Here is an 18740-nt window from a genome sequence, read left to right on the forward strand (position 1 = left end):
CTGCACCGGACCACCGACGGAACGGGTGGTCCGGTGCCGGCTACCGGGCGGTCAGCGACCGGCGCCGTCGGACCCCACGGGGTCGGGCCGGCGCAACGGGAAGGGGCTCATCCCGCCGCCGTCGATCGGGATCGCCTGCGCGGTGACGTAGCCGGCCTCCTCGGAGGCGAGGAAGGCCACCGCGGCGGCGACGTCCTCGGGGAGCCCGACCCGGCCGACCGGGATGCTGCGGCCGCGCTGCTGCATGAGGGCGGCCTCGTCGACGTCGGGAGCGGCGGACAGGAACGCGCGGCTGGTGCCGACCAGCCCCGGGCACAGCGCGTTGACCGTGATCCCCCACGGGCCGAGGTCCATGGCCAGGGCGCGGGTGAGGCCGATGACACCGGCCTTGGACGCCGAGTACGGCCCGGAGAACGGCGCCGCGGTCAGCCCGGCCATCGAGGAGATGTTCACGATCCGGCCCGACCGCTGGGCGCGCATGACCGGTACGGCGGCCCGGCACATCAGCCAGGGGCCGCGCAGGTTGACCGCGACCACGCGGTCGAAGACCTCGACCGGGACGTCGGCCACGTCGGCACGGTCGGGACCCTGGGGCGCGGCGGCGTTGTTGACCAGGACGTCGAGCCGGCCGAACCGCTGCACCGCCTCGGCGACCATCCGGTCGGCGTCGGCCTCGACCGAGACGTCACCGAGGGCGGAGGCCGCCGTCCCGCCCGCGGCGGTGATGTCGGCGACCAGTGCGTCGACCCCGCCCCAGCCGGCCGAGCGGTCCTCCTGCTGCCGGTTGGGCACCCCGGCCGGCTGCAGGTCGGTGACGACGACGGCGGTGCCCTGCGACGCCAGCCTCCGGGCGATCGCCTGCCCCATCCCGTCGGGCTTGCCGCAGCCGGTGACCAGCGCGACCCGCTGCTGGGTCACGCGTGCACCGACGGGACGCCCTCGGGGGTGGTGACCTCGACGGTCTCGGCGACCGGCGGCGCCGCGAGCTTCGGCGGCTTGGGGCTGGTCGGACCGCCGTCCACGGACAGGATCTGACCGGACACCCAGCGGGCCCGGTCGCTGGACAGGAACAGCGTCGCCTGGGCGATGTCCCAGGGGCTGCCCTCGGTGCCCAGCCCCACCCAGCCCCGGCGGACCGCGCGCATCTCCTGGGACATGTTGGCCGCGGCGAAGGCGCCCCAGATCGCGCCGACCTGCACGCAGTTCACCCGGATGCCGCGCTCGCCCAGGGTGTTGGCGGCGCCGACGGTCATGTTCTCCAGCGCGGCCTTGGCCAGGTTGTAGACCATGCCGGGGCCGCGGGCGCGGACGCCGACGGAGCTGATGTTGACGATGGCGCTGCCGGTGGGCAGCACCTCGACCGCGTGCCGGGTCATCTGCCAGGCGGTCGTGAGGTTGAGGTCCATGAGCTGGTGGAACCGCTCGACGTCCACCTCGAAGATGCCCGCGCGGTCGCCGACGGCGACGTTGTTGACCAGCGTGTCGAACCCGCCGAACCGCTCGACGGTCTCCTCGACGGCCCGCTTGCAGGCGGCGTCGTCGAGCAGGTCGGCGACGACGGTGATCGCCGTCCCGCCGTCGGCCTCGATCGCGTCGACGGTCCGCTGGGCGGCGGCAGGGTCCCGGTCCAGCACGGCGACGCGGGCCCCGTGCGCGGCGAACACCCGGCTGATGGCGTAGCCGACGCCCGGCTCGTTGTCGCTCTGCTGGCCGCCACCGGTGACCAGGGCGGTCCGGCCCGCCATCCACGGACCGCCGGCGGCACCGAAGGGGTCGGTGAGGGACTCGCTGAACTCGGTCACTGCTGGGCTCCTGCCTGGGTCGTGGGGGTGGTCCGGCCGACGACCGGGACGGAGCTGGCCGACCACCCGGCGAAGACCCGCACGACCATCGAGATGCCGGCGTTGCGGGCCCCGGCGACGACGATGGGCAGCGCCTCCGGCCCGCCGGTGGCGAACAGCCGGTCGAACACCTCCGGGTCGGTGGTGCCGTCGGCGGAGCGGACGCCGTTGTCACCGACGCCGTCCTTGCCGACGCGGATCAGGTCGGCCTTCGACTTGCCGCAGCGCTCGACCAGCCAGGCACGGACGTCGGCCTTGCTCATCCCCGCCCCGGCCAGCATCTGCGCGTGCTCGGGGCAGAAGACCACCGCGGCCGGGTGGTGGCGGAAGATCGCGGCGCCGCTGCGGGAGATGGTGTCGGCGAAGTCGGCCAGCAGCTGCTCCGGGTCGGCGGTGTGCCGGTTGTCGACGTACTCGGCCGTGCGGGTGAGCATGCCGGAGACCGCGGAGGTGCCGGCGGGGACGCCGCCCTCGACCGACAGCGGCTCCCAGGGGCTCTCCTCCTCGTTCTCGGCGAGGCAGACCTGCCACCGGCCGGGCAGGCCCTGGGTGGCCTGCTCGAACCCGTGCGGGACGACGCCGAGGGCGTTGCGGACCATGAGGCCGATGGACCGGGCCACCGTCATGTTGGGCCGGAAGCCGGGGCCGAACACCCCACCGGCCGCGTTGAACCCGAGCTCCTCGCGGACCGGCCCGTTGACCACCAGGAGGGGCGAGGGTCCGCTGGTCGACTGCCAGCCGCCGCCCTTGGCGGAGCGGTCGCGCTGGACGGCCTCCCAGGCGGCGAGCACGACCGGGAAGTACTCCGGCCGGCAGCCGGCCATGGCCGCGTTGACCGCGGCGAGCTCCACGGTGACGGTGCGGTTGAGGTGCTCGAGCGCCCCGATCACCTCGTCGGGCTGCCGGTCCACGGTCGCCAGGAACCGGTCGACCAGCGAGCGGGTCGCCGGTACCAGCGGCAGGCCGTCGGACCAGCCCTGGGCGTAGCAGTGCTCGATGGCGGCCTGGGCGGCCTCCGGGTCGGCGTCGGGGACGACGGCAGGTGCCTCCGTCACGGTCACGAGGCCTGCTTCTGCACCGCGGAGGCGCCGGTCACCGTGGTGAGGACCTCCGGCAGCAGCTGCCGGGCCCGCTCGGCGACGGCCTCGGGGTCGAGGATCGCCACCGGGTGCGCGGTGGTCAGGTAGTGGTAGCCGGGTGCGCCCTGGACCTCGGCCATGCCGCTGGCGGTGGCGGTGAAGGCGTCGGAGCAGATGACGGCCGCGGGGACGCCGGCACGCTCGAGGGCGATGCCGTCGGCGACCGCCGACGCGCTGCACGACCCGCAGTCGCCCACCCCGACGAGGACGACGTCGCACTCGCGGACGAGCTCGGTGAGCTGCTCCTCCGGGAGCGGCAGCGCGAACGCGGTCTTGGTGCGGCGCAGCACGGTGGTCGACGCGCCGTGCTGCTCCTGCAGCAGGGTCGCCAGCTCCTCGAGGAGGAGGGCCGCGTTGTGCTTGGTGTTCTCCAGCAGCCCCAGGCGGACGCCGGTGAGGTCGGTCCGCCGCGGTGCGCTGGCCGCCCCGCCGATGCGGGTGGTGGTCTGGCCGGTCGGGTCGAGGATGTCGGCGAGCGTCGCCATCACGCGGTCACCTCCGGCGCGACGGGTGCCCGCCGCGCGGTCGTCGGGGAGTGGGGACACGGGGTCTGGCGTCCTCTCGGCGCTGCGGCCGATGGGTGGACCGGGGAGCCCGCCACCCGTGCAGGATGATGGTGTCGAGGGCCACCCGCGCGCAGCGACGCCACTTCCCCCCGGTGGAAGCCCGAGGTCACGGCGCCGCGCCTGGAGCGTGCTTGACACCGAGTGCCACAGCGCCGCAGAGTGACCCGGCCCACCACAACGGTGTACTTCCCAACCACCTGGGCGCGCCGAGGAGAGGACGTAGATGGGAGCGACGGAACCGTTGACCGCAGCCGCCACCGAGAGCCGGACGAGCAGGATCCCCACCGGCGGTGCGGCCACCGCGGCCGGCCGGGTGCTCGCCGTCCTCTCCGCCTTCGGGCCCGCGCACCCCTCGCTGACGCTCAGCGAGATCAGCCGCCGCTCGGGTCTGACCCTCACGACCACCCATCGTCTGGTGGGCGAGCTGCGGCAGTGGGGCGGCCTGGAGCGCGCCCCCGACGGCCGGTACGCGATCGGGCTGCGGCTGCTGGAGCTCGGCGCCCTCGCCCCGCACGGCCTGCAGCTGCGCGAGCTGGCGCTGCCCTACCTCGACGACCTCCACCAGGCCACCCGCGCGAACGTGCACCTCGCTGTGCGGGACGGCTCCGACGGCGTCTACGTCGAGGCGCTGCGCGCCCGGGGTGCGGTCCAGGTGCTCAGCCGGCTGGGCGGGCGCTGGCCGCTGCACGCCACGGGCACCGGTCAGGTGCTGCTGGCCTTCGCCGACCGTGACGTGCAGGACGAGCTGCTGTCGACCCCGCTCAAGCGGTTCACCGCCGACACGATCACCTCCATCGGCGAGCTGCGGCGGGTGCTGGCCGAGGTGCGGCGCACCGGGGTGGCCATCGCCGAGAACCAGCTGACGCCCGACGCGCTGGCCGTCGCCGTCCCGGTGCGGGGCCAGCGCGACGAGGTGGTCGCGGCCCTCGGCGTGACCGTGCAGCGCGGCGTGGTGCAGAGCCACGCGCTGGTGCCGGCGCTGGCCGCCACCGCGCGCGGCATCTCGCGGGCCCTGGGCGCGCCCTCGGCGAAGCCCGAGACCAGCAGCGCCCTCCGGAGTTCCTGCGCTCCCCGCTGAGCCCGCTCGCCCGGCGCGGACGACAGAGGCCGCCGGCCCCCTCGCGGGGAGCCGGCGGCCTCTGTTCCGGCCGGCCCCGTCCCGGGACGGGGCCGGCCCCCTTGCAGGGCCCCGCCGCGAGCCTGCGAGCGGCGGGGGCAGGGGTCCTCCTAGTCGTGGATGATCACGCCACGGATGTTCTTGCCGTCCGCGAGGTCCTTATAGGCCTCGTTGACCTGGTCGAGCGAGTACTTCCGGGTGACCAGCTCGTCGAGCTTGAGCTGGCCGGCCCGGTAGAGACCGAGCAGCCGGGGGACGTCGTAGAGCGGGTTGCAGTCGCCGAAGAGCGCGCCCCGCACCTGGCGCTGGTAGCCGATGAGCGCGCCGGCGTGGAAGTGCGCGGCCTTCTCGGTCAGCTTGCCGACGCCGGTGATGGTGACCTTGCCGCCCTTGCCGGTCATCTGGAGCGCCGAGTTGACCATCTCCTCGGTCACCACACCGGGCGTGAGGATGGCGTGGTCGGCCAGCTGGCCCCACGTCGTCTCGACGACGAACTCGTGCGCCTCCTTGGCCGTCGCGAAGGTGTGCGTCGCGCCGAACACGGTGGCCATCTCGCGCTTGAACTCGACCGGGTCGACGACGACGACGTTCTTCGCGCCGGCGTACTTGGCGCCCTGGACGGCGTTGCTGCCGACCCCACCGGACCCGAAGACCACCACGGTGTCACCGGCGCGGACGCCCGCGGCGTAGACCGCCGAACCCCAGCCGGTCGGGACGCCGCACCCGACGAGGCAGGCGACCTCCCACGGGATGTCGTCGGCCAGCGGGATGGCGGCCCACTCGGAGATCACCGCGTACTGCGAGAAGGAGCCCACGGTGCAGAAGCCGCCGAGGTCCTCGTCGCCGAGGTGGAACCGGAACGTGCCGTCGAGGAACATGCCGGTGCCGGCGTTGAGCCCCTTGACGCACATGTTCTGGTGCCCGGTCGAACACGGCCGGCAGGCTCCGCACGCGGGGATGTAGGAGCAGACGACCCGGTCACCGGGCTTGACCCGGGTGACGTTCGGGCCGACCGACTCGACGATCCCGGCGCCCTCGTGGCCGCCCACCACGGGCATGCGCACCGGCGCGTCGCCCTGGGTGATGTGGTCGTCGGAGTGGCACAGCCCGGATGCCGCGAACTTGACGCGGACCTCGTGCTCCTTGGGGTCGTCGAGCTGGAGGTCGACCATCTCCCAGCCCCGGTGCGCCGCACGGGCGATGGCCGCCCTCGTCGTGATGGTGCTCATGCGATCCCTCTCAGTTGCCGGTGCCACGGAGGGACACGGTCTTGACCTGCGTGTAGTCCAGGACGGCGTCCGCACCCATGGACCGGCCGAAGCCACTGCGCTTGTAGCCGCCGAAGGGGCCACCGATGACGCCGGCGCCGAGGGCCGCGTTGACCGCCACCTGGCCGGCCTGCAGCCCGCGGGCGAACTTCACGGCCTTGCCGACGTCGCGGGTCCAGACGGAGGCGACCAGGCCGTAGTCGGTGCCGTTGGCGACCTGGAGGGCCTGCTCGTCGTCGTCCACCGGGGTGACGCCGAGGACGGGGCCGAAGATCTCCTCCTGGTGGATCCGCATCGCCGGGTCGACGTTGTCGAACAGGGTGGGCTCGACGAAGAAGCCGCGCTCGAACTGGTCGCCGGCCGGGCGCCCGCCGCCGAGGACGAGGTCGGCGCCCTCCTCCTGGCCGAGCTGCATGTACTTGAGCACCCGCTCCTGCTGCTTGGCGTTGATCAGGGGGCCCATGTTGACCTGCTCGTGCCAGGGGCCGACCTTGACCTGCGACATGTGCTCGGCCAGCCGCTGCACGACCTCGGACTGGATCGAGCGGGCGACCACGACCCGCGAGCCGGCCGCGCAGATCTGGCCGGTGTTGAGCGTGATGCCGCGGGCGATCGCCGGGATCGCGGCGTCGAGGTCGGCGTCGGCCAGGATCACCTGCGGCGACTTGCCCCCGAGCTCCAGGTGGAGCGGGGTGAGGTTCTTGGCGCAGGCGGCCATGATCAGCTCGCCGGTCTGCGGGGAGCCGGTGAAGCTGATCCGGCGGATCCGCGGGTGCGCCGGGATCGCGGCGCCGGCCTCGTGCCCGTAGCCGGTCACGACGTTGACCACGCCCGGCGGGATGCCGGCCTCGAGCGCCAGCTTGGCCAGCGCCAGCCCGGTCAGCGGAGCGTCCTCGGCCGGCTTGATCACGATGGTGTTGCCGGCCGCGATCGCCGGGCCCACGTCGGTGACGAACATCGGGCCGGGTGCGTTCCAGGGGATGATCGCGCCGACGACGCCGTAGGGCTCGCGGAGGGTCAGCCCGAGGGCGTCCGGGGTGTAGGTCGGCAGGGAGAGGCCCTGGACCTTGTCCGCCTGCCCGGCCGTGAACCGGAGCTGCCCGGCCATCGGCGGCGGCCCCCAGTGCGGGCGGCCGACCTCGCGGGACTCCAGGGCGTCCAGCTCGGTGATGTTCTCCTCGATCAGCGCGGCCCAGCGGAACAGCAGCGCGGCGCGGGCGGTGGCGTTGGTGTCCCGCCAGGCCGGGAAGGCGGCCTCGGCGGCCCGGACGGCGGCCTCGACGTCGGCGGCGGTGCCGCGGGGCACCCGGGCGAGCAGCTCGCCGGTGGCCGGGTTGATGACCTCGAGGGTCTGGCCGGAGGCGGCGGGGACCCAGTCGCCGCCGATGAGCTGGGCGTTGTCGATGATCAGGGAGGTGCCGGCCTGCGGGCCGGGAGGGGCGATCGTCATGTCTGTCCGTCCTCAGTGCTCGTGGATGATCACGCCGCGGATGTTCTTGCCATCCAGCATGTCCTGGTAGCCCTGGTTGACCTCTTCGAGCTTGTACGTCCGGGTCACCAGCTCGTCGAGCTTGAGCTTCCCGGAGCGGTAGAGGCTCAGCAGGCGCGGGACGTCGTGCAGCGGGTTGCAGCCACCGAAGATGCCGCCCTGGATGCGGCGCTGGTAGCCGATGAACACGCCGGGGTGCTCGTCGACCCAGCCGTTGCCGACGGCGGTGACCGAGACCTGACCGGTCTTGCCCACGACCTGGAGGGCGTCGGCGATGACCTCGTCGTGGAGGATGCCGACGGTGATGATGGCGTGGTCGGCCAGCTCGCCCCACGTCGACTCGACGACGAAGTCGTGGGCCTCCTTGGCGGTGGCGAACGTGTGCGTCGCGCCGAAGACGGTGGCCATCTCCCGCTTGAACTCGACCGGGTCGACGACGACGACCCGCTCGGCACCGGCCAGGGCCGCGCCCTGGACGGCGTTGCTGCCGACGCCGCCGGCGCCGTAGACGACCACGGTGTCACCGGCCTTGACGCCGGCGAGGTGCACCGCGCTCCCCCAACCGGTGGGCACGCCGCACCCGACGAGGCAGGCGACCTCCCACGGGATGTCCTCGGGGATCTGGATGACCGAGTACTCGCTGACGACCGCGTACTGGGAGAAGGTGCCCAGCACGCAGAGGCCACCGAAGTCCTCGCCGTCCTGGTGGAAGCGGAAGGTGCCGTCGGGGAAGATCCCGGTCGAGGCGTTCTTGCCCTCGTCGCAGAGGTTCTGCCGGCCGGTGGAGCAGTAGCGGCACTTGCCGCAGGCGGGGATGAAGGAGCAGACGACGTGGTCGCCGACCTTCACCCGCGTGACGCCCTCGCCGACGGCGTCGACGATCCCGGCACCCTCGTGCCCGCCGACCACGGGCATCCGCATCATCGCGTCGCCCTTCTGGATGTGGTCGTCGGAGTGGCACATCCCGGCCGCCATGAACTTGATGCGGACCTCGTTGGCCTTCGGGTCGTCGAGCTCGAGCTCGGTGATCTCCCACGGCCGACCCGGCTCGCGGCAGACCGCGGCGCGCGTGGTCATGCTCATATGGGCTCCTTCCCAGTACTGGACGTCGGCCGCAGCGGGGTGCCCGGCAGGACGGTGGCGGCCTGGAACGCGGCCTCCGTGCGCTGCCCGGGCACGCTCCCGGCCGGGTCCCACCCTGCGCGGCGCGGGGTGGCGCGGACCACAGGTCTTCCCCATCACGGAAGACGACGCCACGGCGGGTCGGAGCGGGCCCGCTGTGCCGCCCGTCTCCTTTCCGGGACGTGGAAGGGGTGGTTCTGCCCCGGCGGCGCGGCTGCTGGACTCCTCCCGCTCGACCACCGCCGACCGCCGACGGTCGTGCCGGTCCCCTGGCGCTGCGCCGCCCGCACCCCCGCGGACGCCCCGCCGACCCGGCCCGCGAGCCAGCCCACCTGTGGAAGGACGTCCCCGTGGAGGACCGCCAGTGATCGACAAGTTCCGATCGGACGTCCTGTCCGTCGTCGACGCCGTGCCGTCGGGGGCGTCCATCGCCGTCGGTGGCTTCGGCAGCTCGGGCCGGCCCGACGCGCTGATCGACGCGCTGTGCGAGCTGGACCGTCGCGACCTGCACGTGTACGTCAACAACGTCGGGCACGACTTCACCGGCGTCGGCCGACTGCTGCACGAGGGGCGGCTGCGCCGGGTGACGGCGTCCTTCCCGATCCTGCAGGAGTTCTACGACGAGTACTTCGCCGGGAGGGTCGAGCTGGAGCTGATCCCGCAGGGCACCCTCGCCGAGCGGATGCGGGCCGGCGGCGCCGGCATCCCCGCCTTCTTCACCCCCTCCGGCGCCGGGACGATGCTCTCCGACGGTTCCTTCACGCTGCGCTACTCCCCCGAGGGCGGCGTCGCCGAGCACGTGCCGGCCAAGGAGACCCGGATGATCAACGGCCGGGAGTACGTGCTGGAGGAGGGCATCGTCGCCGACTTCGGCTTCGTGAAGGCGCACAAGGCCGACCGCAAGGGCAACCTGCGGTTCCGCCTCTCCGCGCGGAACTTCAACCCGATGGCCGGCATGTCCGGCCGCACCACCTTCGCCGAGATCGAGCAGCTGGTCGACGTCGACGAGCTGCACCCCGACGACGTCCACCTGCCCGGCGTCTTCGTGGACGACCTGGTGATGTCCACGGGCAAGGCGCCCGCGACCGACGAGCCCGCGGCCGCGGCCACGAGGAAGGCCTCCTGATGACCGACACCATCCCCGCGCCCGCGCCCGTCACCGGCCGGACCCGGGAGGGCATCGCCGAACGGCTCGCCCAGGACCTGCAGGACGGCTACGTCGTCAACCTCGGGGTCGGCATCCCGCTGCTGGTCCCCCGCTTCCTCCCGGCGGACAAGGAGGTCGTCCTGCACGCGGAGAACGGCGTCCTGGGCATCGGCGGCGACGCCGACCCGCACGAGGCGGACCCCGACCTCACCGACGCCGGCAAGCAGCCGATCACCCTGATCCCCGGCGCGGCGATCACCGACTCGGCGCTCTCCTTCGCGATCATCCGCGGCGGCCACCTCGACGCCACGATCCTCGGCGCGCTGCAGGTCTCGGCGTCGGGTGACCTGGCCAACTGGTACGTCCCCGGCAAGAACCCCGCCGTCGGCGGCGCCATGGACCTGGTCGCCGGCACCCCGCAGGTGTGGGTCGCCATGGAGCACGTGGACCGCAAGGGCCGGCCCAAGATCGTGGCCGAGTGCACGATGCCGCTGACCGGCAAGGGCGTGGTCACCCGCGTCTACACCGACCTGGCGGTCTTCCACGTCGTCGACGGCCAGCTGCGACTGGTCGAGTGCGCTCCCGGCGTCACCCCCGAGGACGTCCGCGCCCGCACCGGCGCGCCCTACACCGAGCACCTGGCCGGCTGACCCCGCCGGTCCCGCACCTCCCGGGCCCGTACCGCATCCCCGCGGTGCGGGCCCGGACCGTCGTCGACACGAGGAGAGCACACATGCAGGACGTCGAGGGCAAGGTCGCCTTCATCACCGGCGGGTCCAGCGGCATCGGCCGCGGCATCGGGCTGGCGTTCGCCCGCGCCGGCATGCAGGTCGTCATCAGCGGCCGCAAGCAGGAGCACATCGACGAGACCGAGGCCGAGTTCGCCGACGCCGGGCTGTCGGTCGACGCCGTGACGCTGGACGTCACCGACGCCGAGGCCGTCGAGCGGGCCGCCGAGGAGACGGTGCAGCGGTACGGGCGGGTCGACGTCCTGGTGAACAACGCCGGGATCGGGCTGACCGGGCCGGTCATGTCGGCCACCCCGGCGGACTGGGACTGGGTGATCGACGTCAACATCAAGGGCGTCGCGCACGGCATCCACGCCTTCGTGCCGCGCATCCAGGCGCACGGCCAGGGCGGGCACGTGGTCAACACCTCGTCGATGGCCGGCCTGCTGCCGATCGTGGCCGGGCTGTACTCGATGACCAAGGCCGCGGTCATCGCGCTGTCGGAGGCCCTGGCGATCGAGCTCGCGCCCGACGGCATCGGCGTCTCGGCGTACTGCCCCGGCCCGACGCACAGCAACATCGCCGGCGGCGTCGCCCGGCGCCCGGCCCAGTACGGGGAGAGCGGCTACAGCGCGCCGCCCGCGGAGTTCCTGGAGCGCGCCAAGGCGCAGCCGTACATGAGCTACGTCGAGGCCGGCGAGCGGGTGCTGAACGGCGTCCGCCGCAACGACCTGTTCATCCTCACCCACCCCGAGTTCCGGGACGGTGTGCGCGACCGGTTCGACACGACGCTGGCGGCCTTCCCCGACGAGCCGATCGACGAGGAGCGGGCCGCGGTGATCCCGTTCCTGACCGCGCACACGATCTACGCGCCGGAGAAGCGCCTCCCCTCCCCCCGCCTCGACCGCCCCTGACCCGCCCCGGCGGGGCAGGCCCCGCGACGGTGTGCGCGGAAGCGTGGTTCCAGGCTCGGAACTGCGCTTCCGCGCACACGGTCGGCGGCCCGGCGGGTTCAGGGGGCGGGGGTGTCGTCCAGGGGGATGAGCGGCACCGGGCCGGCGATGTCCTCGGGGGCGGCCGGGAAGTAGGCGAAGTTCTTCGCCCGCGCCCCGCCGTCGACGACCAGGTCGGTGCCGGTGATCAGTCGGGCGTAGTCCGAGCACAGCCAGGCGACCGCGTGACCGATGTCGGTCGGGGTCCCGGTCGAGCCCATCGGCACCAGCGGCGGGCGCTCACCCGACCAGCGGGACGGCCGGCGCCACTCCTCCTCGCCGGTGCCGCCGCCCAGGCCGCCGCCCTTGCGTCCGGCGTTGAGCATGTCGGCGGGCCGGCCCTGTGCGGCCAGCCGGGCCAGCAGCTCGGGGTTGTCGATGGTCGGCGCGGTCGGGGTGTAGCTGTTGACCCGGATGCCGTACGGCGCGAGGTCCATGGCCGCGGCACGGACGAAGTTGTTCACGCCGCCCTTGTTGAAGGCGTAGGCGATGACGCCGGCCGACCCGTTCCAGCCGTTGGACGACGAGATGCAGACGATCGAGCCGCGGATGCCCCGCTCGGCCATCGCCCGGCCGACGATCTTGGTGTTGAGGAAGTAGCCGAGGCCGGAGACCTTGATCGACCGCTCGAAGGTCTCGGCGGTCTCGTCGAGCACGCCCTTGCCACCCAGCATCGCGGCGTTGTTCACCAGGATGTCGATGCGGCCCCACTTCTCCAGGACGGCGTCGACGTAGCCCTGGACCGCGGCCTCGTCCGTCACGTCGCCGGGAGCGGCCATGGCCTCCCCGCCGTTGCGCTCGATGCGGGCCATCGCCTCCTTGATCACGTCGTCGCTGACGTCGTTGCAGGCGACCTTGGCGCCGTACTTCGACAGCGCCAAGGCGATGCCGCTGCCGATGTTGGGGCCGACGCCGGTGACCAGCGCGACCTTCCCCTCCAGCGAGATCTCCACTCGGTGCTCCGTTCCGTTCGGGCCGCAGCCGCGCTGCAGCGGGTCCTCGGGGGTGGTGCGGGCATGCCGAGGACCCGTGGGCGGGCGCGAGCGCACCCACGGGTCCTCCGGCGGGCGTCCGGACGGCGGGGTGTCCCCCGCACGTCCGGACGGGGTCAGGCCGGGTCGGTCGGGTAGACCAGCCGGATGCTCTCCGGCTGCACGCCGAGCACCGGGGCCAGCATCGACTGCATGAGCGGCTTGGGCACGAGGCACTCCTCGCACGCGTCGGGGCCGGCGACGATGGCCACGTCGGCCGAGTCGCCCTGCACGTCGACGTCGAGCCGGTAGTCGTCGGCCTGCAGCGTCTGCTTCAGCTGGTCCAGCTGTGCCTGGTCGATGCTCATGGGGTGACCTCCTGGACGGGGGACGGCCGGGATGCGGCCGCGTACTGGACGGGGACCGAGCGGCCGGACCAGGAGGCCCAGCCGAAGGGGCGGAAGACCATCGAGATGGCCGCGTTGGCGGCCCCCGCGACGATCACGGGGATCTCGGCGGCCGAGGGCATCATCGCGACCACGCCGTCGGTCACGGGGGCGCCGCCACCCTTGCCGGCTGCGGCCAACTCGGCCTCGGTGTGGGTGGCGTGCTCGAAGAGCCACTGCTGGACGTCGGCCCGGCTGTAGCCGGCGTCGGCGAGGGTCTTCGCGTGCTCGGGACCCAGCACCAGGCCACCGCTGGAGTGGCGGAAGCCGAGGTAGGCGCCGATCCGCGACAGCGAGTCGGCGAAGTCCTGCAACACGGCCTCGGCGCTCTCGGTGTGCCGGTTGTCGACGTACTCGCAGGCGCGGATCAGCGTCGCCGAGACCGCGTCGACGCCGCGCTCGAGGCCGCCCACGACGCTGAGCGGCTCCCACGGGGAGAGCTCCTCGTGCTCGCCGATCACCATCTGCCACCGCCCGGGGACGCCCTGGGTGGCCTGCTCCAGCTCCTGCGGCTTGATGCCGTAGCCGTTGCGGACCAGCAGCCCGATGGCCCGGCCGATGGTGGCGTTGGCGCGGAACCCGGGGCCGAACACGCCGCCGGCGTGGTTGATGCCCAGCCGCTGGCGCACCGGGCCGTTGACGACGAGCAGCGGCGCGGGGCCGCTGGTGGACTGCCAGGCGCCGCCGTTGGTCGACGGCTCGCCGTTGAGCGCGTCCCAGGCGGCCAGCACGACCGGGAAGTACTCCGGCTCGCACCCGGCCATGATGGCGTTCACCGCCGCCTGCCGGACGGTCACCCGCCGGTTGAGGTGCTCCTGGGCGCCGATGACCTCGTCGGGATCGCGATCGGTGGTGGCCAGGAAGGCCTCGAGGTCCTCCTGGGTGGCGGGGACGACGGGGAGGCCGTCGGTCCAGCCCTGCTCGTAGCAGTACCGGATCGCCTCCGCGGCCGTCCGCGCCGGGTCCTGCGCCGCCGTCCACGCCGGGTCCGCCACCGTCGTCACGAGGCCACCGCGACCGCGTGCCGGGTCAGCATCGAGACGATCTCCGGCAGGGCCTGCTCCGCGCGCTCGCGGACGCCGTCCCGGGAGAGGCTCGCCACCGGGTGCGCGGTGGTGACGTACTCGTAGCCCGGCGTCCCCTGCAGGCTGGCCATCGCGTCGGCGCTCACGCGGAAGGCGTCGCTGCAGATCACCGCGGCGGGGATGCCGGCGGCCTCGAGCTGCAGCCCGTCGGCGACCGCCGAGGCGCTGCAGGACCCGCAGTCCCCCACCCCGACCACCACGACGTCGCTCTCGCCGCGCAGCTCGTCGAGCATCTCCGGCGGGGCCGGGTGCACGATGCTGGGCTTGGTGCGGGTCAGCGTGGTGATGACGCCGTACCGGTCGGCGAGCAGCCCGGAGACCTCCTCGAGGAAGTCCGCCGCGTTCCGCTTGGTGTTGACCAGCAGCCCGAGCCGCAGGCCGGCCAGGTCGGCCGGCCGGGTGGCCAGCGCCGTGCGGCCGCGCTCGGCGTCGCCGGGTGCCCCGACGGTGGGATCGATGATGGTGTCGAACACGCCTTCTCCTCGATTCGGCCTGGGACGCCGCCGACGACGGCATCCACGCTGCTCACGACGGTAGGGCCGCCGGGACGGCCGGTTCCACGCTCCTCCCGCCGCATGGAACCGGCCGCGGCCCGATGTGATTCCCGTCGCGGCGGCTCAGGCCGCCGACTCCCCCGGGACCGCACCGGGGGCCAGCGTGGCGCCGCCGGTCATCTTCGGCACCTCGGGCATCGGCAGGTCGAGGGGGAAGTGGCAGGCCACCCGGTGGCCGGGCTGGTGCTCCACCAGCGCGGGAGCCTCCTCGGCGCACTTGATCTGCGCCCGGGGGCAGCGGGTGCGGAAGCGGCACCCGCTGGGCGGCTCGATCGGCGACGGCGGCTCGCCGGGCAGGGCCACCGGGCGGTGCGCCTTGCCGGTGAGCGGGTCCACCCGCGGGATGGAGTCCAGCAGGGCCGACGTGTACGGGTGCAGCGGCGACCGGTACATGGCCTCGGACGGGCCGATCTCGGCCAGCTGGCCGAGGTACATGACGGCCACCCGGTCGCTGACCTGCTTGACCATCGCCAGGTCGTGCGCGATGAACAGGTAGGACAGGTTCATCTCCCGGCGCAGCTTCTCGAACAGGTTGAGCACCTGCGCCTGGATCAGCACGTCCAGGGAGGACACCGCCTCGTCGGCGACGATGAGGGCCGGCTCCAGCGCGATCGCGCGGGCGATCGCCACCCGCTGGCACTGGCCACCGGAGAGCTCGAACGGCCGCCGCTTGGCGTACTGGGACGGGTCCAGACCGACGAGGTCCAGCAGCTCCTCGACCCGCCGCCGGCGGGAGGTGGTGGTACCCCACCCATGGCCGACCAGCGGCTCCTCGACGACCTCGGTCACCCGCCAGCGCGGGTTCAGCGAGCCGAAGGGGTCCTGGTAGACCATCTGCATCTGCCGACGGGACTCCTTGAGCTCGCGGCGGCCCAGCGTCATGAGGTCCTTGCCCTGGAACTCCACGACGCCGGACTTCGGCCGGGGCAGCTGGATCACCGACCGCGCCAGCGTCGACTTGCCCGACCCGGTCTCCCCCACCACGCCCAGCGTCTCCCCGGGGTAGATGTCGAAGGAGACGTCGGACACGGCGTGGACGACGCCGCCCTTGACGCCGCCGGCGGCACGGACGGGGAACTCCTGGACGAGGTTGCGGGCGCTCAGCAGCGGGGTGCGCGAGTCCGCGCGGTCACCCGCCGGACGTTCCTCGACCGCGGTCATCGCTGCTCTCCGTTCGGGGTGTGGTGGCGGCCGGGGCCGGCCGCCTCGTCCGGGCCGTCGGCCAGGCCGGGGTCGTCGGCCGCCACCGCCGGGTCGAGCGGGCCGGTGCCGGCCCGCGGGCCGGGGTCGTTGCCCAGACCGGAGCCGACGGGGTGCCAGCACGCCCACCAGTGCTCGGGCTCGTGCTCGGTCAGCGGCGGGTCGTCGAGGCACTTGTCGGTGGCGTTGGGACACCGCGGCCGGAAGGGACACCCCTTGGGAAGGGCCGACAGGTCCGGCGGCTGCCCCGGGGTGACCTCGAACAGCGAGTGCGGCTCCCGGTCGAGCGCGGGGATGGCACCCAGCAGGGCGTGGGTGTACGGCATCCGGACGTTGGCGAACAGCGTCCCGGTGGGGGCGTGCTCCACGGCCCGGCCGGCGTACATGACGACGACGTCCTGCGCGTAGCTGGCCGCCAGCCCCAGGTCGTGGCTGATCATGATGACCGCCATGCCCAGTCGCTGCTGCAGCTCGACCAGCAGCTCCATGATCTGGGCCTGGGTCGTGACGTCCAGCGCCGTCGTGGCCTCGTCGGCGATCAGCAGCCGCGGCTCGCCGGCGAGCGCGATGGCGATCATGACCCGCTGGCGCATGCCGCCCGACAGCTGGTGCGGGTACTCGTGGAAGCGGCGCTCGGCGGCGGGCAGCCGGACCAGCTTCAGCAGCTCGACCGCCCGGGCGTGCGCGCCCTTCTTGTCGAGGTCGCTGTGCAGCTTGACCGCCTCGGTGATCTGCGCACCGATCTTCATGGTCGGGTTGAGCGAGCGGGCCGGGTCCTGGAACACCATCGCGATGTCGCCACCGCGCAGGGCCCGCATGTCCCGCTCGGGCATCCCGATGAGCTCGCGGCCCTCGAAGCGCACCGAGCCGGTGATCTTCGCCGTCGGGGGCAGCAGGCCCATCAGCGCCCGGGAGCTCACGCTCTTGCCCGACCCGGACTCGCCGATGATCGCCATCATCGAGCCGGGGGTCAGCTCGTAGGAGAGCCCGTTGACCGCGTTGATCTTCCGGCCGCCGCGGGTGAACTGGACCCGGAGGTCCTCCACCACCAGCAGGGGCTCGCCGGGCTGCGCCGCGGAGGCCCGCGACGGCTTCCCGAGCGAGACCGGGTCGATCACGCCCTCGGACACCCCGCTGTCGCCGGAGGCATAGGTCGCCGTTCGCTTGCTCATCGACCACTCCAACGTGCACGCAGGTTCTCGCCCAGCAGGTTGAAGGCGAGGACGGTGACCAGCAGGGCCACGCTGGGCCAGACGACGAGCATCGGGGTCGCCGAGAGGCTCAGCTGGCCGGTGGCCACCATGTTGCCCCAGCTGGGGGCCGGGTCGGGGATGCCCAGGCCCAGGAAGCTGAGGGCGCCCTCGATGATGATCACGATGCCCATCCCCAGCATGCCGAAGGTGATCAGCTGCGGGGCGATGTTGGGCGCCAGGTGCTTGAACAGCATCCGGCGCGCCGTCGTCCCGGACAGCTGCGCGGCCGCCATGAACGGCATCTCCCGCAGGCGGAGCACCGCCGAGCGGGCGACCCGGGCGAAGGCCGGGATGCTGAAGAAGGCCAGCGCGAAGATCGTGTTCGTCATGCTCGGGCCGAGCGCCTGCGCCACCGCGAGGGTGAGCACCAGCGACGGGAAGGCGATCAGCACGTCGAGGAGCCGCATGATGATCGTGTCGGCGATCCCGCCGACGTAGCCCGACAGCGCACCCAGCGTGCCGCCGATCGCCAGGCCGATGAGGTTGACCGCCACCGCGATCCACAGCGAGGACCGCCCGCCGTTGAGCAGCCGCGACAGGATGTCGTTGCCGTTGGGGTCGGTGCCCAGGATGTGGCCCGGGGAGAGGGCCGGCTGGTTGCTCTCCAGGATGTTGCCGCCCACCGGGCTGGGCAGGGAGAGCAGCGTCGGGCCCAGGAAGCAGGCGACGAGCACGAAGAGGATCAGGCCGGCGGGGATCCAGGTGCCGAGGTTGTTGCGCCAGCGGCCACGGCCGCGGCCGCCGGCCTTGGCCTCGGCCTGGTCGATCTCCGGGCCCAGGGAGAACGACGGGGCCGGCTCAACTACTGCCATATCGGATCCTCGGGTCAAGGACGGCGTACAGGAGGTCGACGATCAGGTTCGCCAGCACCGCGACCAGCGCGAAGATGACGACCGCCGCCTGCACGACGACGAAGTCTCGGGTGTTGATGGCCTGGAGCAGCATCTGACCGATGCCCGGCAGCGCGAAGATCTGCTCGATGATCACGGTGCCACCGATCAGCGCGCCCAGGTTCAGGCCGACGATGGTGATCAGGCCGAAGGACGAGTTCCGGAACGCGTGCTTGATCAGCACCGACCAGGACCCCACCCCCTTGGCGCGCGCCGTGGTGACGTACTCCTCCTGCTGCATCTGGTCCACCAGGTCGCCGCGGAGGAACCGGGTGTAGAAGCAGAACAGCGGGAGCCCGATCGCGGCGGACGGCAGGATCATCGACCGCAGGTTGGGCCACAGCCCGTCCTCGAGCGGGACGAAGCCGATGGCCGGGAGCCAGCCGAGGGTCACGGCGAACACCAGGACGAGCAGCAGGGCCAGCACGTAGTTGGCCACCGACAGCCCCAGGGTGCTGACGACCATGCTGATCCGGTCCATGACGCCGTCCGGCTTGTGCGCCGCCAGCAGCGCCACCGGGATGGCCAGGACGAGCGAGACGACGAACGCCAGGAGCACGATCTCGCCGGTCACCGGCAGCCGCTGGGACAGGATCTCGCTGACCGGCTGGCGGCTCACGATCGACTGGCCCAGGTCACCGGTGACGGCGCCCTGCAGCCACTCCAGGTAGCGGACCACACCGGGCTTGTCGAGGCCCAGCTGCTGCTCGAGCAGCGCGATGTCCTCGGGGGTGGCCTCCGGGCCCAGCAGCTGCTGGGCGGCGTTGCCCGGGATGAGGCTGAGCACCCAGAACGTCAGGACCGTGACGCCCAGCATGATCGGGATGGCCATCAGCAGCCGCTTGACGACCAGCCGGAGGACCGGTGAACCGGTCACGCGCCCGACGCGGGAGGCCCGCGGGCCCCGGCTGTCAGCCGGGACCCGCGGGGTC

At 73.0% G+C, this 18740-nt stretch carries 19 protein-coding genes; 4 read left to right on the plus strand and 15 right to left on the minus strand.

Annotated features, from left to right (window positions below):
• Positions 1–51: 51 nt before the first annotated feature.
• Genes GCU56_RS11750 through GCU56_RS11765 form a run of 4 tightly spaced genes read right to left on the minus strand, consistent with a single transcriptional unit; the run spans position 52 to position 3525 of the window.
• Positions 52–918, minus strand: coding sequence for a glucose 1-dehydrogenase (locus tag GCU56_RS11750; protein WP_163481896.1), 867 nt, complete (start codon positions 916–918; stop codon positions 52–54).
• A complete protein-coding gene (locus GCU56_RS11755) occupies positions 915–1802 on the minus strand; it encodes an SDR family NAD(P)-dependent oxidoreductase (protein WP_345771790.1) in 888 nt (295 codons plus the stop codon). Before GCU56_RS11755 ends, GCU56_RS11750 begins: the two co-directional genes overlap by 4 nt.
• Entirely contained in the window at positions 1799–2896 is a 1098-nt protein-coding gene (locus GCU56_RS11760) for a hypothetical protein (RefSeq protein ID WP_163481897.1), read from the minus strand. Before GCU56_RS11760 ends, GCU56_RS11755 begins: the two co-directional genes overlap by 4 nt.
• 2 nt (positions 2897–2898) lie before the next feature.
• Positions 2899–3525: a UGSC family (seleno)protein gene (locus GCU56_RS11765; protein ID WP_345771791.1), complete on the minus strand. Its 627-nt coding sequence runs from the start codon at positions 3523–3525 to the stop codon at positions 2899–2901.
• Positions 3526–3769: 244 nt separating this feature from the next.
• Here GCU56_RS11765 and GCU56_RS11770 point away from each other — a divergent pair, with 244 nt between their 5' ends.
• Positions 3770–4624, plus strand: a complete 855-nt coding sequence (locus GCU56_RS11770) for an IclR family transcriptional regulator (protein WP_163481898.1) — start codon at positions 3770–3772, stop codon at positions 4622–4624.
• A gap of 149 nt (positions 4625–4773) precedes the next feature.
• Here the strand turns inward: GCU56_RS11770 and GCU56_RS11775 are convergent, their stop codons facing one another.
• Genes GCU56_RS11775 through GCU56_RS11785 form a run of 3 tightly spaced genes read right to left on the minus strand, consistent with a single transcriptional unit; the run spans position 4774 to position 8497 of the window.
• The gene (locus GCU56_RS11775) at positions 4774–5892 is read right to left on the minus strand and encodes an NDMA-dependent alcohol dehydrogenase (protein WP_163481899.1); all 1119 of its coding nucleotides are present in this window, start codon (positions 5890–5892) and stop codon (positions 4774–4776) included.
• A 10-nt stretch (positions 5893–5902) separates the two neighbouring features.
• Positions 5903–7381 carry an aldehyde dehydrogenase family protein gene (locus tag GCU56_RS11780; RefSeq protein ID WP_163481900.1) on the minus strand — a complete coding sequence of 493 codons (1479 nt, stop codon included), beginning with the start codon at positions 7379–7381 and terminating at the stop codon, positions 5903–5905.
• 12 nt (positions 7382–7393) lie between these two features.
• Positions 7394–8497, minus strand: a complete 1104-nt coding sequence (locus GCU56_RS11785) for an NDMA-dependent alcohol dehydrogenase (RefSeq protein ID WP_345771792.1) — start codon at positions 8495–8497, stop codon at positions 7394–7396.
• A gap of 409 nt (positions 8498–8906) precedes the next feature.
• Here GCU56_RS11785 and GCU56_RS25180 point away from each other — a divergent pair, with 409 nt between their 5' ends.
• The 3 genes from GCU56_RS25180 to GCU56_RS11800 all read left to right on the plus strand — a co-directional run bounded on the left by GCU56_RS25180 (position 8907) and on the right by GCU56_RS11800 (position 11331).
• Positions 8907–9668 (plus strand): 3-oxoacid CoA-transferase subunit A, encoded by a 762-nt coding sequence (locus GCU56_RS25180; protein ID WP_163481902.1) that lies wholly within the window; start codon positions 8907–8909, stop codon positions 9666–9668.
• Entirely contained in the window at positions 9668–10339 is a 672-nt protein-coding gene (locus tag GCU56_RS11795) for a 3-oxoacid CoA-transferase subunit B (RefSeq protein ID WP_163481903.1), read from the plus strand. Before GCU56_RS25180 ends, GCU56_RS11795 begins: the two co-directional genes overlap by 1 nt.
• Positions 10340–10422: 83 nt before the next feature.
• The gene (locus GCU56_RS11800) at positions 10423–11331 is read left to right on the plus strand and encodes an SDR family NAD(P)-dependent oxidoreductase (RefSeq protein ID WP_163481904.1); all 909 of its coding nucleotides are present in this window, start codon (positions 10423–10425) and stop codon (positions 11329–11331) included.
• Between the two features lie 98 nt (positions 11332–11429).
• On the opposite strand, the gene GCU56_RS11805 is transcribed toward GCU56_RS11800, so the two are convergent.
• From GCU56_RS11805 to GCU56_RS11840, 8 genes are all read right to left on the minus strand, one after another.
• On the minus strand, positions 11430–12362 hold the full coding sequence (locus GCU56_RS11805) for an SDR family oxidoreductase (protein WP_163481905.1): 933 nt from the start codon (positions 12360–12362) through the stop codon (positions 11430–11432).
• A 155-nt stretch (positions 12363–12517) separates the two neighbouring features.
• Entirely contained in the window at positions 12518–12748 is a 231-nt protein-coding gene (locus GCU56_RS11810; protein WP_163481906.1) for a hypothetical protein, read from the minus strand.
• Positions 12745–13830: a hypothetical protein gene (locus tag GCU56_RS11815; protein WP_204331893.1), complete on the minus strand. Its 1086-nt coding sequence runs from the start codon at positions 13828–13830 to the stop codon at positions 12745–12747. Before GCU56_RS11815 ends, GCU56_RS11810 begins: the two co-directional genes overlap by 4 nt.
• Positions 13827–14384, minus strand: a complete 558-nt coding sequence (locus tag GCU56_RS11820; RefSeq protein ID WP_163481907.1) for a UGSC family (seleno)protein — start codon at positions 14382–14384, stop codon at positions 13827–13829. The genes GCU56_RS11815 and GCU56_RS11820 overlap by 4 nt, the downstream gene beginning before the upstream one ends.
• 144 nt (positions 14385–14528) lie before the next feature.
• On the minus strand, positions 14529–15626 hold the full coding sequence (locus tag GCU56_RS11825) for an ABC transporter ATP-binding protein (protein ID WP_163481908.1): 1098 nt from the start codon (positions 15624–15626) through the stop codon (positions 14529–14531).
• Positions 15623–16837 (minus strand): ABC transporter ATP-binding protein, encoded by a 1215-nt coding sequence (locus tag GCU56_RS11830; RefSeq protein WP_204331894.1) that lies wholly within the window; start codon positions 16835–16837, stop codon positions 15623–15625. Before GCU56_RS11830 ends, GCU56_RS11825 begins: the two co-directional genes overlap by 4 nt.
• The gene (locus GCU56_RS11835) at positions 16834–17730 is read right to left on the minus strand and encodes an ABC transporter permease (RefSeq protein ID WP_163481909.1); all 897 of its coding nucleotides are present in this window, start codon (positions 17728–17730) and stop codon (positions 16834–16836) included. Before GCU56_RS11835 ends, GCU56_RS11830 begins: the two co-directional genes overlap by 4 nt.
• Complete coding sequence (locus GCU56_RS11840; protein WP_345771793.1) at positions 17717–18685, minus strand: ABC transporter permease; 969 nt, start codon at positions 18683–18685, stop codon at positions 17717–17719. Before GCU56_RS11840 ends, GCU56_RS11835 begins: the two co-directional genes overlap by 14 nt.
• Positions 18686–18740: the final 55 nt, after the last annotated feature.

The organism is Geodermatophilus sabuli (assembly GCF_010686765.1).
Classification (GTDB): domain Bacteria; phylum Actinomycetota; class Actinomycetes; order Mycobacteriales; family Geodermatophilaceae; genus Geodermatophilus; species Geodermatophilus sabuli_A.

Coding starts and splice junctions, on each gene's coding strand:
- GCU56_RS11770 (WP_163481898.1), top strand. CDS start 3,770: ATGGGAGCGACGGAACCGTTGACCGCAGCCGCCACCGAGAGCCGGACG.
- GCU56_RS11775 (WP_163481899.1), bottom strand. CDS start 5,892: ATGAGCACCATCACGACGAGGGCGGCCATCGCCCGTGCGGCGCACCGG.
- GCU56_RS11780 (WP_163481900.1), bottom strand. CDS start 7,381: ATGACGATCGCCCCTCCCGGCCCGCAGGCCGGCACCTCCCTGATCATC.
- GCU56_RS11785 (WP_345771792.1), bottom strand. CDS start 8,497: ATGACCACGCGCGCCGCGGTCTGCCGCGAGCCGGGTCGGCCGTGGGAG.
- GCU56_RS11795 (WP_163481903.1), top strand. CDS start 9,668: ATGACCGACACCATCCCCGCGCCCGCGCCCGTCACCGGCCGGACCCGG.
- GCU56_RS11800 (WP_163481904.1), top strand. CDS start 10,423: ATGCAGGACGTCGAGGGCAAGGTCGCCTTCATCACCGGCGGGTCCAGC.
- GCU56_RS11810 (WP_163481906.1), bottom strand. CDS start 12,748: ATGAGCATCGACCAGGCACAGCTGGACCAGCTGAAGCAGACGCTGCAG.
- GCU56_RS11825 (WP_163481908.1), bottom strand. CDS start 15,626: ATGACCGCGGTCGAGGAACGTCCGGCGGGTGACCGCGCGGACTCGCGC.
- GCU56_RS11830 (WP_204331894.1), bottom strand. CDS start 16,837: ATGAGCAAGCGAACGGCGACCTATGCCTCCGGCGACAGCGGGGTGTCC.
- GCU56_RS11835 (WP_163481909.1), bottom strand. CDS start 17,730: ATGGCAGTAGTTGAGCCGGCCCCGTCGTTCTCCCTGGGCCCGGAGATC.